We start from the raw sequence: 15,303 nt of genomic DNA on the forward strand, positions 1-15,303 counted from the left end.
CGACGACTATGGGCGATAGCGACAAGACGACCCGAACAATTGCCGTCTGCGAGGATTGTGGCACACTCTACGCGGCACTCGAGATTTCAAACGAGGAGTTCCGACCGATCGGCCGCCGCGATGGCTGTGAGTGTGGAAGCACGGATTTCACGCCGGTCGACGATGACCTTTCCGAGCGCTCGCTCGAGGACGACACGGCCACCGACTGACCCGGCGCAGTTTCGGTCGCTCGGCGAGTTTCGTATCCGGTGGGACTATCCTTCCGTCAGTTATCCGTTCTCGGCGTGATCGAACGACTACCACTGTCGCTCGAATCGAGCGTTTACGCGAGACACTCGACGTCGGTGAGTGACGTTCGACACCCAGGGGCGGGAGATTGAAGGCCGGAGTGGTCGAATCCGGAACTGGGCTGGAAAGAACCACCACCTACCGTTCCAGCCCCATCCGAAAATTGCTTGCAGCGGTATATAATGGTTCTGCCCGGCGCGGAGTTTCGATTCGGTTTCGATGGTCTCCTCGACGTCGGCCGTGATTGTCTGACGGGCAGCAGACGGGCGTCATTAGACGAACACCCGATTTTATATAACACAATCTGGCAGCGCTGGATATGGCTCAGGATCAGCCAATCACCCTCGACGTTGCACAACGGATCGCCGAACTCGAAGGAGTCCCCCTGGAAGAACTTCAGCCGCCGCTCCACACCGCTATCGATACCGACGCGCTCAATTCGTTCTTCGAATCATCCGGTTCGGATCGGCTACAACCCGCAATCGAATTTACGCACAAGGGCTACACGATTCAAATCGACCCCAGCGGAGACGTCACGGTCACCGATACCGACCCAGTTACCGCGTCCGGGAACTCGAGTTACGGAACGGAGCGCGCCCCGATCGCCAATCGGTAGTCGCGACGGCCACGACGCCGGCCTCGACCGCCACCGCTCGCGTCGCCACCGTTGCAGCCTGCTCTCGGCACTGCTCGAGACGGTACTCTCTCGAGGCCGAGCACACCACCGTCCCCGCCGACGCGCAACGAGACACTCGATACGCGGTGAGGACAGCAAGTAACTGATCGTCGACGCACCGGAACCCCATCTCACGATCGGCGATGGGCCCGCAGTGTCGGCACGTCGACCGATGGCCGACAGCTACGAACGGCTGTCATACAGACCGTCCCACGCGTCGACACCGATCCTCGCGAGCAGGCGGCCGGTTGCAGCCAGAACCGGTTTCACACCCGAATCAAGGGTCCAGAACCCGAATCTGAAAAGGGATGTCCGATGGAAACGTAAACATCGCTATTCGCCGTGATCGTTCGGGATTGCCTTTCCGGCGTACGACGGATTCTCTCCGCCCGTATGTAGTCCCCGAAGTTCGTTTTCTCCGATTCGAACGCATGAGAGACCCCTCGATCGTTCCGCTCGAGAGTCATGACGTTCGTGTTCAAATTGAGTCAGATGAATCCCCACTACTCACGTTGTTCGCAGGAGAAGTCCGCCCTCCCCGATTTGAACGGGGGGCAAGTCGATCTACAGTCGACTGCTCTACCAGTCTGAGCTAAGGGCGGTCGCACCTGAACGTAGCCGCTCTGGATAACATAAGGGTTGTTATTCTCGACGAGGAGAGCCGCCTGTCATACACAAAACGGAGAATGATTGATATAGCTGGGATTTGAATAGGAGTAGTAACTCGACCATGAGCAAGATCACGTTCCGCGCCGACGATGATCTCGTCGAGCAACTCGAGTTGCTCGACATTTCGAAAAGCGAAGCGATGCGGGACGCGCTTCGCTCGTATCTCGCAGCCGATGGCCCTGCTCGAGGAACGCAGGGGGCGGAACGTGAAGGGACGACGGCAGAGCCGTCGGGAGCGATCGACGAACTGGTTCGCGACCGCGTCGACGAACTGCTCGCGGCTCGACTCGACGAACTCGGTCTCGAGTCAGGTTCGCGCACACGCGGACGGAGTCGCGGTCGTAGCACTGAAGAGGTGACCGTTACCATCGCACTCGAGGACGACCGTCGGACGGGAGACCGGTCGGCACGACGTGACGCCGAAAACCGGCGGGATGAGACTCATACGCGCGTGACCGAGGATGGTGAGAAGACACCAGAACCGAGCCGGGCCGACGACCGTGAATCAGGAGCTGACGAAGCGAGCACGGAGTGCGACCAGTGTGGTGAACACGTCGACGACGAGCACGTGTACTGCCCCAACTGTGGTGAGAAGGCTTCGAGACGGCTGTTCTGTGAGTGTGGCGACGAAATTCGATCGGACTGGGCGTTCTGTCCCGGCTGTGGTCGCCGAACACCGGCCGCGGATGTGCTCGGTCAGAACAGTCCCTGATAAGGACTTGTGTAAGACGCAGAGAGTCGTGTCCGACGAAAGGTTTATTGTCTATGCCAGTATTTCACTTAGTCGCGTAAGACGGTCGTCTTACAACGGTCGGCGAAAGCCGAAAATCGCCCGATGTCGGGCGAATCCGGTGTAAGACACGCCGCGTCTGACAGGGGCGCGCCACCGTCTTACCCTCAAGGGAATACAACCATGGAGCGTGTGACACTGCGAATTCCGAAACAGCAAATCGATGAGGTAGAGCAGCTGGTCGACTCGGGCGAGTTCCCGAACCGAAGCGAAGCGATTCGGTCGGCTGTCCGAGAAATGATCAACGAGCAACACGACGGACCAAGCGAACAGTCCGGCAAACGAAACTGGGCCAAGGTATAACGATGCAGGATATCGTACAAGACGCACTCGAGAACGCAGAACAGGAGGCCCGAGAGATGGATGCCGACATGGACGACGACGAGTTCGGCGATCCACGAATCGTCATCGTCGGCTGTGGCGGTGCGGGTAACAATACGATCAACCGGCTGTATAACATCGGCGTCGACGGTGCCGATACCGTGGCGATCAACACGGACAAACAGCACCTCAAAATGATCGAGGCCGACACGAAGATCCTCGTCGGCAAGTCGCTCACGAACGGTCTCGGCGCTGGCGGTGACCCCTCGATGGGCGAACGCGCCACCGAGATGGCACAAGGGACGATCAAGGAGGTTCTCGGAGACGCCGACCTCGTATTCGTGACCGCGGGCATGGGTGGCGGAACCGGTACCGGTGCCGCCCCCGTCGTCTCCGAAATCGCCAAAGAGCAAGGAGCGATCGTCGTCGGCATGGTCTCGACGCCGTTCAACGTCGAGCGTGCCCGGACGGTGAAAGCCGAGGAAGGTCTCGAGAAACTGCGCGAGCAGGCCGACTCGATCATCGTGCTCGACAACAACCGGCTGCTCGATTACGTCCCGAACCTCCCGATCGGCAAGGCGTTCTCGGTGATGGACCAGATCATCGCCGAGACCGTCAAGGGAATCTCGGAGACCATTACCCAACCCTCGCTGATCAACCTGGACTACGCGGACATGTCCACCATCATGAACCAGGGTGGCGTCGCCGTCATGCTGGTCGGTGAGACCCAGGACAAGAACAAGAGCGACGAGGTCGTCAAGGACGCGATGAACCACCCGCTGCTCGACGTCGACTATCGTGGTGCCTCGGGCGGACTCGTCCACATCACCGGCGGCCCGGACCTCACGCTCAAAGAGGCAGAGGGAATCGCAGACAACATCACCGAGCGCCTCGAGGCCTCGGCGAACGTCATCTGGGGCGCTCGGATCCAGGAGAACTACAAGGGCAAAGTCCGCGTCATGGCGATCATGACCGGCGTACAAAGCGCCCAGGTTCTCGGTCCGACGACGCAGAAACAAGCCGACAAATCGCGCCAGAGCATCGAAGGCGTGAAAAGCGCCGACTTCGACGCGAGCAACAACGTCAAAGAGACCGGCACCGGATACGGAGCCCACAGCGACGGTGGCCGCGACGAAGTCGAGAAACAAAACGGCGTCGACGTAATCCGATAATCGGCAGAGACACAGCGTACGGACACGACACACCACCCGCTGTACACGACACACCACCCGCTGTACACGACACACCACCCGCTGTACACGACACACCACCCGCTGTACACGACACACCACCCGCTGTACACGACACACCACCCGCTGTACACGACACACCACCTGCCGATTGGCGGTTCGTTTTGCCGTTCCGTATTTTGAATCCGCTCCGCTCGAGAGTCGCAACACTCGTATCGGTATCGCAGTTATCGCGGACCGGGGCTACTAACGTTCGCACCCGTCTTTGCTGCTGATCGAAGAGTTCGTTTACAGTCGTATACGGACGAGATACCGAAAGTTGACCGGCCGCGTTCGCGGCTCAAGCCAGCGACTCGAGCAACGAACACTTCCGACAGATCTCTCGGGTCGTCGTCGAGCCACACTCGACGCACGCTTGCAGGTCGGCACCGTCGCCGCCGCTGAACTCGTCGGAGAGAATGCTGGCGAGTTCCTCGTAGCCCGAGAGGATGGAGTGACGAGTTCCCGGATGGTTCTCCTCCAGACCGTAGAGCAGTCGCTGGATCTCGCCGCGGTAGGCCTCGCTCGAGTGGGGACATTCCGTGATGTGGGCCGGAAGATCGTTGAGGTGGGCGTAGAGGGCGATTTCCTTCTCCGGGACGTCCCGAAGGGGTTTCGCGCGCGGGACGAACTCGTCTTGCTCGTCGCGTTCGGATAGCGGTCCCAGACTGGCCTCGAAGTGCTTCGCGATCTGTTCGACGTCACCCTCGAGGAAGTTCATCAGGGCCGACTGGGCCTCGTCGTCCAGGTTGTGCCCCGTGAGCAGGATGTCCGCCTCGAGTTCGTCGGCGTATTTCGACAGCAGATCCCGCCGGAAGACGCCGCAGTAGGCACAGGCCGCCATGTTCTCGGGGTCGTCCTCGACGACGTCGTCCATCTGAACCCCGAACTCCTCCTCGTAGCTGACGACCTCGTGGTCGATCTCGAGGTCGTCGGTGAGTTCGATGCAGGCCTCGAGGCTCTTGTCCCGGTAGCCCTCGATGCCCTCGTGGATCGTGAGCCCCACGAGTTCGATACGGGGATCCTTCGCGAAGGTGTCGTGAAGGATCCGCGTGAGGACGACGCTGTCCTTGCCGCCGGAGAGGCCGATTACCCACGTCTGGGGGTTGTCGGGCGTCGCGTCGTGTGGGACGAGATCGTCCCGCCGCACCCGTCGGCGCACCCGCTTCTCGACCGACTCCCGAAAGTGATCCGCACAGAGGTGCGCCCCCGAGTAGGCAGCGTGCATGACCGCCTCCTCGTCACACCGGTTACAGTCCATTAACGGTCCGTTGTCGTCCCCAGTCCATCACGGTTTCGCTGCGAGAACGCGAACGACTGCGTCGCAGGGTGAACGGGCGTTCGTGAAGAGTGTTGCACTGATTCCGTAAACGACCGGTTGTCCGCTTCAGGCGGTGTTATCGTGACCGTTTCAACTACCACAACTGTCAATGGAACTGTCTTTTTGACACCCTCGAGACCGCGAGAGTATGACGATGTACGACAGGTCGCCGTCGACCGACTATCGTCCGATCAACGAGTTCGACAGCGGTTTCGGCTGGCTCGCACATCCGCAAGAGATCGGAATGCGGGCGAGTCACGCGCTCGTCGGTGAGCGAGACCGGGTCTGGCTGTTCGACCCGCTCGAGGCATTCGGAATCGAGGACGAACTCGAAACGTTCGGCGAGGTCGCAGGCGTCGTCGTCTGCTCGGACTATCACGCCCGCGACGCGGGGACATTTGCACGCCGATACGACGTTCCCGTATTCGTCCCGCCGTGGAGCGACCGGGTTCCCAGCCAGTTGGAAGACGTCTCACTCGAGATCGTTGACGGCGAGATCGGGACGTCGGGGTTCTCGATCCGCGAGGCGAGTCCGTTCCCGGGGTGGAGCGAGGCGGTAGCCTACCGGCGGTCGGATGCGACGCTCTACGTTCCGGACCTGCTCGGGACGGCACCCCTCTATCTCGCGGGCGACGAACGCCTCGCCCTCTACCTTTTATGCCGCCTCACACCGCCAACGGCTGCGTTTGCAGGGATCGCCCTGGAGCGAATCCTCGTGGGTCACGGGACCGGCGTATTCGATGACGCGACGGGTGCGCTCGCGACCGCGTTCGAGAGTTCGCGCCGCGGGTTCCCCCGCACCCTGCTGACAAATGGCGGTCCGCAACTGCGGGCGCTCGCGGATGCGCTCTGAAACCGGAGCTACCGCCAGCGACCGCGCGCCACCGTGCCCTGCGAATCGACGACCGAGATCCCCTCTCGCTTCCCGATCCGTTAGGCCGGAACTGGTTCTTCCTCGTCCCCATCGACATCTTCGTTCTCCTCGACGGCTTCGGCACCGTCCTCGAGGGCGGTGAGGAGCGTGTCGATATGGCGGTCCCGACTCGCTGAGGAGAATAGTTCGTGGCCGCCGTCGTAGAGGACGACGTGTTCGGCGGGAACCCGCTCGCCGATCGGACGCAAACTGACGACGGGGTCGCGAAGCGAACAGAAGACGACCGCGTCGTGGTCGATCGTCAGCAACTCTTCTTGCCCGCGACGGGTTTCCCGGACGAACGCTGGCGACACCCACCGCGGCGTCGTCGCGATCTGGTGGTCGGTCGCCCGCTCGCCGAGAGTCTCTCGGTCCATTTCGCCGACCGGCACGCAGGGGAGCGTCGTCGGCAGTTTCGACACCGCATCCACCAGCAGCGCCGGATAGGCCTCGCTGTACCCCCACCACGGGCTCAGGTAGACGTGGTTTTCCGCGCCGTCGAGCGCCTGGGCGATCAGCGCGCCCGCGCTGTGGCCGAGGAGCTGGTACCCATCGAGATCGACGACGTACTCGGCGATCGGCTCGAGCCAGTCAGCTTTGAAGTCGTCGATGTTCGTGGGGAGTTCGAACGCGTGAACGCGGTAGCCCGCATCCGTGAGCTTTCCGATGAGCCAGCTTACGTTCTCGTGGGTCCAGCGGTTTCCCCAGCCCATAACGAAGACGAGTTCGTTCTCGTCGTCCTCGTTGAAGATTCGGTGTCTCATAGGGGTTCGTTCGCCGGGAATCAATAAAAAAGTCCTCTCTTGACACGTGGGTGAGTGCCACGGACGAGCGCGGACGACGGCCTTCCGCGAGCGACAACGGCCAGCGAGAGCGAAACCGTTTACGAACAGCTTTCGGGAGGGTATCCCACGTTACGTACATGTTCGCGTCTCTGCGCTCCCGCCTCTATCGGCTCGGCTTCAACTGCGTTCCGGCCTACCGCGGAACCGGCGGCCGGGTGACGTACGTCGCCCCCGACTGGCAGGAGATCCGCGTAAAACTCCCGCTTTCCTGGCGGACGCGCAACTACGTCGGAACGATCTTCGGCGGCAGCATCTACGCCGCTGTCGATCCGTTCTACATGATGATGTTGCTGAAAACGCTCGGCGACGTCTACGTCGTCTGGGACAAGGAGGCCGATATCCGCTTCAAAAAGCCCGGACAGGAGACCCTGTACGCGAGGTTTCGGCTTAGCGACGAGGAACTCGAGGCGATCCGGGCCGAACTCGCAGTCGAGGGAACGGAGTCGATCGACCGCCATTACACCGTTGATCTCGTCGACGCGAACGGGACCGTCCACGCGACCGTTCGGAAGACGATCTACATCTCGACCGACGAGACGAAGAAGGTTTGAGGAACGCGGGCCGGGTCGGCGAGTGCGAGCGAGTTAGGGATGAGGAAACCGTTTTGCGACTCGAGCACCCACATCCGTCTCATGAGTGGTTTCGAGCGCCGTGACGCGGTCGATCGTCTCGAGGAACTCGTCGACACCGTCGAGGAGGAGCGAATGCCCGTCCCGGTCCGGGAGGTGTGGGCCTTCGGCGACGTCGCGCTCGGACTCGATCCCGTCGATCGCCTCGATATCTACCTGACGAAGGACATCCTGATGCGAGACGACAGCGATTCGGACACGGCGACGACTGACGGCGGAATGGGCGACGAGTACGACATCGAGGGCGTCGGCAAGTCCGTTCGGGCCGATTGGGCCGCCGAGTACCCGGAATACCTCCGGGCGAACGCGAACGGCCACGCCGCCCCCGAACGGTGTCTCGCCGCGCACCTGCTCGGCGAGGTCGACGACGACGATCCGATCCACTTCGAGGTCTGTAACGCGCCCTTCGAGGACAACGTCACCCAACGGTTGCGGGGCGCGAAACTGCGCGAGGACTACACCCAGTTGCTCGATCCACGCGGCGTCTGCCTCTGGGCCGAGGGAACCCGAAGCGAGGAGGCCATGCGAAAACTCCGCGAGGGAGAACTGGCGCTGCCGACGCTCTCGAGCGCGCTGGAGATGCTCGGGTTGGACGGCGAGGAGGCCGAGACGGCAGCGCGTGACCTCCACGCCTGGCGCGAACAGCAGGACGGCGTAACCGTCCGCGGCGACGTCATCTGAACCGGACGGGAGCGCGATCGAATCACGAACGCGATACGGTCGGATCGCGAATCGCCGTCGTCCGCACCGCGACGGTCGCGAACGCGCGGTTCGGCTCAGTCGATTAATCGATATCGGTTCGCGAGAACCACAGCTGTGCGACGACGAGGAGACCGACCGTTACCGCGACGAGAACGCCCGCCCCGACGAGATCGTACGTTCCGTCGAGCAGTATTTCGTTCGGGTCGAAGTATCGCATCGGCGCGATCGCCCCGATCGCTTCGTACTCCGTCCCCGAGAGCAGCGACTCGAGCATGAACAGGCCGAACGTGATCCCGAGTGCGATGCGCTGGGCGATGCTCGTGCGATCGACGACGACGGAGGCGACCAGCCCGATTCCGGCGCAGGCGAAGAGATAGGGGATCGAGAGGAGGTGTACGGCCGCCAGATCCGCAGCCGAGATCGGTTCGTCGATCAGCGCCGCCGCCGCGTAGATGACGAGCGGCGTGATGACGTTGACGACGACGATCGGTACGGCCAGCGAGGCGAACTTCTCGGCGACCATCCGAGCCCGCGAGATCGGCATCGACAGCAAGATATCCATCCGGCCGCGCTCGACGTCGCTGGCGACCGTCCCGGCCGCGAGGTAAGCGAGGTAGAGCCCGAGCAGGATCGTCCAGCCGAAGATGTAGAGTTCGAAGGCGAGAAAGCCCTCGAGGGACGCCATCGTCCGGATGTCGAACAGCTGAATAACTCCCTCGGGGTAGGCCTGTAGAAACTCCTCGTCCACGTCCTCGAAGGACCCGCTGAACGAGGGATAGATCCAGATGACGACGACCGCCAGCAGCGACATCGCGATCGAGAGGTAGACGCTGCCCGTGAGACGGTGACGACCGTCGTAACGGGAGAGTTCAAGCATCGTCGGTCACCCCCGTCGGACTCGGCTGCTGTTCGGGCTCATCCCCTGCACCTTCGCCGCCGTAAAAGCGCATGAAGACGTCCTCGAGGGGAGCCTCCTCGAGCGACAGATCGAGCAAACGGTACTCCCGCAGGCGCTCGAGCAGGACGTTGACGTCACCGGTGAACGTGAACGTACACTCGGTAAACGTCGCCGGCGACGGCGGTGAGGCGGGTTCTTCGTTCCCGCTCGGTTCCAGACTCGTCTCGAGATCGTGGACGCCGTCGATCTCGAGCGTCTCGACCGGGATCGGATCGGGTGCGCGCAGGCGGACGACCTTCCCGCTGCGGTCGAGTAACGATTCGACGGGTTCGACCGCGACGAGCCGTCCGTTCCGGATGATTCCGACGCGATCACAGAGCCGTCGCACCTCGCCCAAAATGTGCGACGAGAAAAAGACCGTCAGGCCTCGCTCTCGTTCGCGACGGAGGAACTCGGCGAAGCGCTGTTGCATCAGGGGGTCGAGTCCACCCGTCGGCTCGTCGAGTATCACCAGGTCCGGATCGTGCATGAACGTCGTTACGAGGCCGAGTTTCCGGACGTTACCATGGGAGTAGTCCCGAACCTGCCGGTCGAGCGGCGGATCGAACAGTTCAAGCAACTCGTCGCTGCGTTCGTCGCCCTTGATCGAGGCGTGTAACTCGAGGATCTCCCGGCCCGTCGCGGTCTCGTCGAACGCCGGGCTGTCGGGGAGGTATCCGAGTCGGCGTTTGGCCTCGATGAGTTCGTCTTCGTCGGTGATGTCGTGTCCGAGCAGTCGGCCCGAACCCGCCGTCGGCGAGAGAAAACCGAGCAGCGTCCGGATCGTCGTCGTCTTGCCGGCACCGTTCGGTCCGAGGTAGCCGAAAATCTCGCCGCGTTCGACGGCGAACGTCACGCCGTCGTTGGCCAGCACCTCCCCGTAGTCCTTCGTCAGCCCCTCGAGTTCGATCGCAGCCATGGGAGATCGTTCGACGGCAACCCGTATGTAACCTCTAGACAATCGTGACCGGAACGGAGGTCTCGAGCACCGCGCGGAACTGCTCCCCGCTCCGGGTCAGACGAATCAGCAACGGAATCTTCCACCGTGCCCGGCTCGTCGCCGCCGCTCAGAGGTTCAGTGACCGCGAGCCAGCTCCCGTAGCGGGGCGAAAGCGCCGAAAGAAGCGACCCGAACTACGAAATCCGCCCGACGGTGACGAAGAAGGGGACGGACTCCTCGCGGCGGTACGCTCGAGTCCCCATCTGGTCGATCACGTCGCGGCCCATCTCCCGCCAGGTACTCCGAAGGTCGTCGTACTCGGCTTCGGTCATCGCTCCCGAGAGCATCGTCTCGCGGTCGTCGGCCAGCCCCGCCCCGGTCGCTTTCCGGCGCGCGGCGGCCAGCGCCCCCTCGCTGTACGGTGGTTCGGTCGTCCGAACGTGATCGTACCGTCTGGTCTCGAACACCTCGAGCCCCGCATCTTCGAACGCCGCTCGAGCGTCGGCACCGAGCGCGACGTCCGTGGGGACGCCGTCGAGGTAGGCCGTTCTCGCCCGGCGCTCGAGACGGTTTTCGGCGTCGACGCTCGAGTCTATCTCGACGGCGGCGTTGTCGGGTTCGACCGCTGCGACGAGGTCGGTCGAGACGCGAGCGAACTCCTCGAGCGCGGCCGCGGGGTCGGGGAGGTTGATCAACAACGCCTGACAGACTACGAGGTCGAAAGTATCGTCGGGAAACGGGAGTCGAAGGGCGTCGCCCGCGACGACTGGGATGGACTCGTCGTAGCCGGTAGCTATCTCGAGCAGTTCGCTATCGGCGTCGCAGCCGATCACCGTGGCACCGTCTGACTCCTCGCGGAGGACGCGGCTCAACTCGCCGGTCCCGCAGCCGACGTCGAGGATTCGGTCGTGGGCTTCGAGAGCCAGCGGCTCGAGGGCGGTTCGGGAGTCGTCCCACATCCCCTCGCGGGTCCGGCGCAGGTAGTCCTCGGAGAACTCGCGCACGGGTCGTCGTAGAAGCGTCTCGAGTAAAAACGGGTCGATTTTCGGTTCGAATCCGGTCCGTCGCTTGCTCGAGCCCAGCAAGCGACCTCCCACTTCGGGCCGACTGGACGGCGGGCGGTGGCGCGTGCTGGGTCGCGATTCACGCAGCGCTGCGTGAATCGCGGCACGAACACGTGCGAGGTTGTCGCGAACGAAGTTAGTGACAGCGTGGAAGACGCTCCGCGTCTTCCTGTGGATGAGCGAGTGCAACGAGTGAATCGGCTGAGCAGGGTGTGGCTATCCCTATAGTAGCCACTGAAAGTCAATGCACACCTGATCGCACAGCTGTCGTGCGATCAGGTGTGAATCGTTTCAGGTGTTACGATAGCCGCCACGATACGCAGAACACTCCGTGCCCCGTTGGCACGTGTCCCGTCTGCGCCGAAACGACTTCTGTTCAGTTCGCGGTCACACAGAACACTTTTCGTCGAATCGAGTCGCTCGAGCAAATCCAAACGTGCTCTTCGATCGGTTCGAAAGGGCTGGATCGTAACGCTTCCCGGTGCATCGAGTGTGGCGCTCATACTGGCAACGGGAATAACCACGGCCTCGACAACACAGTCGCCAACGTCACGACGCGAGCGACCGATTTCGAAGGGGATTCGAAAAGAAACTGCTAGTGGTTGCGCTCGAGGGCAGACGACTCTTACTCGTCTCGCAGTTCCTTGACCTTCTCGATGTTCCACGCGAACCCTTTCCCGTCCTCCGTCGGCGTCTCGAGCGCGAAGGGCAGGTCCCGCAGGTCAGGGTGGTTCACGATCGCTCGCATCCCGTCTTCGCCGATGTAGCCCTCGCCGATGAGGGCGTGTTCGTCCTTGTGGGTCCCCACGTCGTGTTTCGAGTCGTTGAGATGGATGTACTCGAGGTACTCGAGGCCGACTTCGTCGTCGAACCGGCCGACGGTCTCGTCGACTGCCTCGGGCGTGGTCAGATCGTTCCCCGCGACGAGCGTGTGGGCGGTGTCGATGCAGATGCCAATATCCGTCTCGGTGCGGTCGATGATGCCCGCGAGGTGGGAGAACTCGCCGCCGAGTTTCGTCCCGCTGCCCGCGTCGGACTCGATGAGGATCCGGACGCCTTCAGGGACATCGAGTTCGTCGATGAGGCTCGCGGCGTTGTCGAGACCGCCCTCGACACCCGCGCCGGTGTGGGCTCCGAGGTGGACGTTTACGTACGGAATGCCGAGTCGCTCGGCGGCGTCGAGTTCCGCCTGCATGCTCTCTTTGGATTTCCGACGGAGGTCGTCTTTGGGCGTACAGAGGTTGACTAGGTAGGCCGAGTGGATCACCCACGGTCCCTCGAGGTTCTCCTCGGTCTCGCTCCGAAATCCCTCCGCGGCCTCGTCGGTGAGTTCGGGTTGGGCCCAGACCTGCGGGGAGGTCGTAAAGACCTGTCCGCAGTTGCCGCCGAATGCGAGTTGCCGGTGTACCGCGTTTCGCATGTCGTCGTACGGCGGTGTTTCGTCGTCGGACGAGACGCGCGATCCGGAGATTGAAACGTGTGCGCCGACCTTCATGGATTCCCGTCAGTACCGATTCGTGATAGGGGTACTGGTTCTGGAAAGCCCGCGAAGAGAGGAGTTCGATGGGGTGATCCGTTGGCACTCGAGCGCGAAGAGACGACGGACCGGTGATCGTCGCGGTCCGACGCGGAGCGGTCGAGGAGTAGAGCGTCGTTCAATCGAGTATCTCGTCGATCATCCCGCCGGACGTGTTGTCGAGGAGTCGGTCCCCGGTTTGTAGCTCCTGGATGACGAACTGCGAAGACGTCTCGTTGACGCCGTCGATCTCGACGATATCGTCGATGAGCGCGTGCATCTGATCGTGATTTTGAACGCGGGAGATGACGATAAAGTCGACGTCGCCCATCATGTAGTACACCTGATTGACGCCGTCGATAGCGGTGAGCGAGTCGCCGATCTCCTCGGCGTACCCGCTCTCGTGGGAGACCGACACCTCGGTGACGATGAGCATGTCCAGTCCGAGCGTGTGCGGATCGATGTTCGCAGAGATCTCCGTGATCACGTCGTTTTCTTTCAGGTTGTTCACCCGGTAGTGGACCGCAGACTTCGAGAGACCGAGTTCGTTCGACAGTTCCTCCAGATTTTTGTCGTTCGTCTCCTCGAGCCGTCTGAGGATTTCGATGTCGGTTTCGTCGAGATCAGGACCCATATTAGTATTCCGTTTCGCGGGTGCGGAGTTAAACGTCCCTACTCCGTCCGAAAGAGCGCACACGAAGGCGGCGCAGCCGGTATCGGTCGCGGCGACGGTTACCGATCCATCGCCGCGTCCGAGACCTCGAGCGCGTCGTTGAGGACCGCGACGGCCTCGTCGATGTCCGACTCCGTGATCGTCAGCGGCGGGGCGATGATCAGGGTGTTGATCATGTTCGCCACGTAGACCCCGCCGTCGGCCGCCGCGGCCGAAACCTCGTCGACGACCGTCGTCCCCTTCGAAATCTTGTCCTCGCGGGAGCCGAAGGGGACGCGCTCGTCGGGGTCTCTCGTAAGTTCGATGCCGCGGAAGAGCCCGATGCCGCGGGTGTCCCCGACGCTCGGGTGCTCCTCGGCGAGTTCCTCGAGACGATCGCCCAGGTAGTTGCCGACCTCCTTTGCGTGCTCGATGATGCCCTCCTCCTGGTAGGTCTCGATGGCGGCGAGGCCGGCGGCGCAGGCGACGGGATGGCCGGCGTAGGTGTGGCCGTGACAGAACATCTCGTCCTCGAAGTAATCGGCAATTTCGGGCGTGACGATCGTCGCGCCGAGCGGCGCATAGGCACCCGAAAGTCCCTTCGCCATCGTCATGATGTCCGGGGTCACGTCGAAGACGTCGGAGCCGAACCACTCGCCGGTCCGACCGAATCCGCTCATCACTTCGTCGCAGATCAAGAGCGCGTCGTGGTCATGGGCGATCTCCTTGAGCCGCGGGAGGTACTCATCGGGCGGGACGAGGATGCCGTTCGAGCCGACGATCGGTTCGACGAGCACCGCCGCGACGGTATCGCCCTCGAGCATCAGCATCTCGTCGATGTACTCGAGGCTCTCCATCGGATCCATGGTCGAGCCGTACGCGTAGGGATCGGGCGCTTTGATCGTCCCGGGAATTCCCGGCTCGGCTTTCAATCGTCGCGGGTCGCCGGTGACGCTGATCGAGCCGTAGGTCGCGCCGTGGTAGGAGCGGTATCGAGAGACGATCTTTTGCTTGCCCGTGTACATCCGCGCGATCTTGATCGCCGCCTCGACGGCTTCCGTCCCGCTCGTCGAGAAGAACGTCTTGGAGAGGTCCCCGGGCGTCACTTCTGCGAGTTTCTCGCCGAGTTTCGCGCGGGCTTCCGTCGCGAAGCCCGGCGCGTAGTAGGCTCCCTCTCGGGCCTGCTCGGCCATCGCGTCGGCGACGGTGTCAGCCGAGTGTCCGAGGTTCGAACACATGAGCTGACCCGAAAAGTCGATCCACTCGTTGCCGTGGGCGTCGCGGAACCGGACGCCCTCGGCCCCCACGATTTCGGTCGGGTCGACCTCGCTCTGGTAGGACCAGGTCCCGAACACGTACTCTTTGTCGAGGCGCTCGACCGGCGTCCGCTCCACATCCATCGATGACGTTTCGTCTGACATCCTTTCGTCGGGGTTCGAGGTCCACAGTCATTAACCTTTCCAGAGAGAATATAATCCGCGTATAGAATCCTGATTAAAACTCCAAAGATAGAATGAAGTCCAATATATAATTCTAAATATCGCATATTATTCGTTTCCGTCGGTGCATTTATTTTTGACCTTGTGGTATGCTCTCAATGGCCGAACGAGAGTCGCGTGAACGAGTCGGTACGGTTCGCAACTACGTCGGTGGGGGACTGGGTACTCCTCGAGAGCAGCGATGAACTGACGCCGAGAAAACCGCCTCGTCCGCGTGCGCCTGCGCTGGCGAGCGATGTCTCGCGAACGACGTCGTGCTGGTCGAGAAATTAGTCTCCGAGGAGTTCGGCGATCTACATCGAACGCTGGCCC

The 15,303-nt window shown here is 62.2% G+C and carries 16 protein-coding genes and 1 tRNA gene; 8 read left to right on the plus strand and 9 right to left on the minus strand.

Annotated features, from left to right (window positions below):
- Positions 1–8: 8 nt before the first annotated feature.
- Positions 9–209 (plus strand): hypothetical protein, encoded by a 201-nt coding sequence (locus DWB23_RS03010; RefSeq protein WP_121741317.1) that lies wholly within the window; start codon positions 9–11, stop codon positions 207–209.
- A gap of 398 nt (positions 210–607) precedes the next feature.
- Entirely contained in the window at positions 608–904 is a 297-nt protein-coding gene (locus DWB23_RS03015) for a HalOD1 output domain-containing protein (RefSeq protein WP_121741318.1), read from the plus strand.
- A 588-nt stretch (positions 905–1,492) separates the two neighbouring features.
- Here the strand turns inward: DWB23_RS03015 and DWB23_RS03020 are convergent.
- A tRNA-Tyr gene (locus DWB23_RS03020) sits at positions 1,493–1,566 on the minus strand.
- A 128-nt stretch (positions 1,567–1,694) separates the two neighbouring features.
- Between DWB23_RS03020 and DWB23_RS03025 the strand changes: the two genes are divergently transcribed.
- The 3 genes from DWB23_RS03025 (at position 1,695) to ftsZ (ending at position 3,916) form a co-directional block, all read left to right on the plus strand.
- Positions 1,695–2,345, plus strand: a complete 651-nt coding sequence (locus DWB23_RS03025; RefSeq protein ID WP_121741319.1) for a double zinc ribbon domain-containing protein — start codon at positions 1,695–1,697, stop codon at positions 2,343–2,345.
- 201 nt (positions 2,346–2,546) lie between these two features.
- Positions 2,547–2,726, plus strand: coding sequence for a ribbon-helix-helix domain-containing protein (locus tag DWB23_RS03030; RefSeq protein WP_121741320.1), 180 nt, complete (start codon positions 2,547–2,549; stop codon positions 2,724–2,726).
- A 2-nt stretch (positions 2,727–2,728) separates the two neighbouring features.
- Positions 2,729–3,916: a cell division protein FtsZ gene (gene ftsZ, locus DWB23_RS03035; protein ID WP_121741321.1), complete on the plus strand. Its 1,188-nt coding sequence runs from the start codon at positions 2,729–2,731 to the stop codon at positions 3,914–3,916.
- A gap of 358 nt (positions 3,917–4,274) precedes the next feature.
- Here the strand turns inward: ftsZ and ncsA are convergent, their stop codons facing one another.
- Positions 4,275–5,234, minus strand: a complete 960-nt coding sequence (gene ncsA / locus DWB23_RS03040) for a tRNA 2-thiolation protein NcsA (protein WP_121741322.1) — start codon at positions 5,232–5,234, stop codon at positions 4,275–4,277.
- Between the two features lie 208 nt (positions 5,235–5,442).
- Between ncsA and DWB23_RS03045 the strand changes: the two genes are divergently transcribed.
- A complete protein-coding gene (locus DWB23_RS03045) occupies positions 5,443–6,147 on the plus strand; it encodes a hypothetical protein (RefSeq protein ID WP_121741323.1) in 705 nt (234 codons plus the stop codon).
- Positions 6,148–6,227: 80 nt separating this feature from the next.
- On the opposite strand, the gene DWB23_RS03050 is transcribed toward DWB23_RS03045, so the two are convergent.
- On the minus strand, positions 6,228–6,971 hold the full coding sequence (locus tag DWB23_RS03050) for an alpha/beta fold hydrolase (protein ID WP_121741324.1): 744 nt from the start codon (positions 6,969–6,971) through the stop codon (positions 6,228–6,230).
- A gap of 158 nt (positions 6,972–7,129) precedes the next feature.
- Between DWB23_RS03050 and DWB23_RS03055 the strand changes: the two genes are divergently transcribed.
- Entirely contained in the window at positions 7,130–7,603 is a 474-nt protein-coding gene (locus DWB23_RS03055; protein ID WP_121741325.1) for a DUF4442 domain-containing protein, read from the plus strand.
- Positions 7,604–7,684: 81 nt separating this feature from the next.
- Complete coding sequence (locus DWB23_RS03060) at positions 7,685–8,362, plus strand: DUF7095 family protein (RefSeq protein ID WP_121741326.1); 678 nt, start codon at positions 7,685–7,687, stop codon at positions 8,360–8,362.
- A 103-nt stretch (positions 8,363–8,465) separates the two neighbouring features.
- On the opposite strand, the gene DWB23_RS03065 is transcribed toward DWB23_RS03060, so the two are convergent.
- The 6 genes from DWB23_RS03065 to DWB23_RS03090 form a co-directional block, all read right to left on the minus strand.
- The gene (locus DWB23_RS03065; protein ID WP_121741327.1) at positions 8,466–9,260 is read right to left on the minus strand and encodes an ABC transporter permease subunit; all 795 of its coding nucleotides are present in this window, start codon (positions 9,258–9,260) and stop codon (positions 8,466–8,468) included.
- Positions 9,253–10,239, minus strand: coding sequence for an ABC transporter ATP-binding protein (locus DWB23_RS03070; RefSeq protein WP_121741328.1), 987 nt, complete (start codon positions 10,237–10,239; stop codon positions 9,253–9,255). The genes DWB23_RS03065 and DWB23_RS03070 overlap by 8 nt, the downstream gene beginning before the upstream one ends.
- Positions 10,240–10,454: 215 nt before the next feature.
- The gene (locus DWB23_RS03075) at positions 10,455–11,264 is read right to left on the minus strand and encodes a class I SAM-dependent methyltransferase (RefSeq protein WP_121741907.1); all 810 of its coding nucleotides are present in this window, start codon (positions 11,262–11,264) and stop codon (positions 10,455–10,457) included.
- A 685-nt stretch (positions 11,265–11,949) separates the two neighbouring features.
- Positions 11,950–12,819 (minus strand): deoxyribonuclease IV, encoded by an 870-nt coding sequence (locus DWB23_RS03080; RefSeq protein ID WP_121741329.1) that lies wholly within the window; start codon positions 12,817–12,819, stop codon positions 11,950–11,952.
- A 160-nt stretch (positions 12,820–12,979) separates the two neighbouring features.
- Entirely contained in the window at positions 12,980–13,474 is a 495-nt protein-coding gene (locus tag DWB23_RS03085; protein ID WP_121741330.1) for an Lrp/AsnC family transcriptional regulator, read from the minus strand.
- A gap of 98 nt (positions 13,475–13,572) precedes the next feature.
- Positions 13,573–14,913, minus strand: a complete 1,341-nt coding sequence (locus DWB23_RS03090; protein ID WP_121741331.1) for an aminotransferase family protein — start codon at positions 14,911–14,913, stop codon at positions 13,573–13,575.
- Positions 14,914–15,303: the final 390 nt, after the last annotated feature.

The sequence above is a fragment of the Natronorubrum halophilum genome (genome assembly GCF_003670115.1).
In the GTDB taxonomy this organism is placed as follows: domain Archaea; phylum Halobacteriota; class Halobacteria; order Halobacteriales; family Natrialbaceae; genus Natronorubrum; species Natronorubrum halophilum.

Coding starts and splice junctions, on each gene's coding strand:
- DWB23_RS03055 (WP_121741325.1), top strand. CDS start 7,130: ATGTTCGCGTCTCTGCGCTCCCGCCTCTATCGGCTCGGCTTCAACTGC.
- DWB23_RS03010 (WP_121741317.1), top strand. CDS start 9: ATGGGCGATAGCGACAAGACGACCCGAACAATTGCCGTCTGCGAGGAT.
- DWB23_RS03060 (WP_121741326.1), top strand. CDS start 7,685: ATGAGTGGTTTCGAGCGCCGTGACGCGGTCGATCGTCTCGAGGAACTC.
- DWB23_RS03045 (WP_121741323.1), top strand. CDS start 5,443: ATGACGATGTACGACAGGTCGCCGTCGACCGACTATCGTCCGATCAAC.
- DWB23_RS03030 (WP_121741320.1), top strand. CDS start 2,547: ATGGAGCGTGTGACACTGCGAATTCCGAAACAGCAAATCGATGAGGTA.
- DWB23_RS03025 (WP_121741319.1), top strand. CDS start 1,695: ATGAGCAAGATCACGTTCCGCGCCGACGATGATCTCGTCGAGCAACTC.
- DWB23_RS03065 (WP_121741327.1), bottom strand. CDS start 9,260: ATGCTTGAACTCTCCCGTTACGACGGTCGTCACCGTCTCACGGGCAGC.
- DWB23_RS03080 (WP_121741329.1), bottom strand. CDS start 12,819: ATGAAGGTCGGCGCACACGTTTCAATCTCCGGATCGCGCGTCTCGTCC.
- DWB23_RS03050 (WP_121741324.1), bottom strand. CDS start 6,971: ATGAGACACCGAATCTTCAACGAGGACGACGAGAACGAACTCGTCTTC.
- DWB23_RS03085 (WP_121741330.1), bottom strand. CDS start 13,474: ATGGGTCCTGATCTCGACGAAACCGACATCGAAATCCTCAGACGGCTC.
- DWB23_RS03070 (WP_121741328.1), bottom strand. CDS start 10,239: ATGGCTGCGATCGAACTCGAGGGGCTGACGAAGGACTACGGGGAGGTG.
- ncsA (WP_121741322.1), bottom strand. CDS start 5,234: ATGGACTGTAACCGGTGTGACGAGGAGGCGGTCATGCACGCTGCCTAC.
- ftsZ (WP_121741321.1), top strand. CDS start 2,729: ATGCAGGATATCGTACAAGACGCACTCGAGAACGCAGAACAGGAGGCC.
- DWB23_RS03090 (WP_121741331.1), bottom strand. CDS start 14,913: ATGTCAGACGAAACGTCATCGATGGATGTGGAGCGGACGCCGGTCGAG.
- DWB23_RS03015 (WP_121741318.1), top strand. CDS start 608: ATGGCTCAGGATCAGCCAATCACCCTCGACGTTGCACAACGGATCGCC.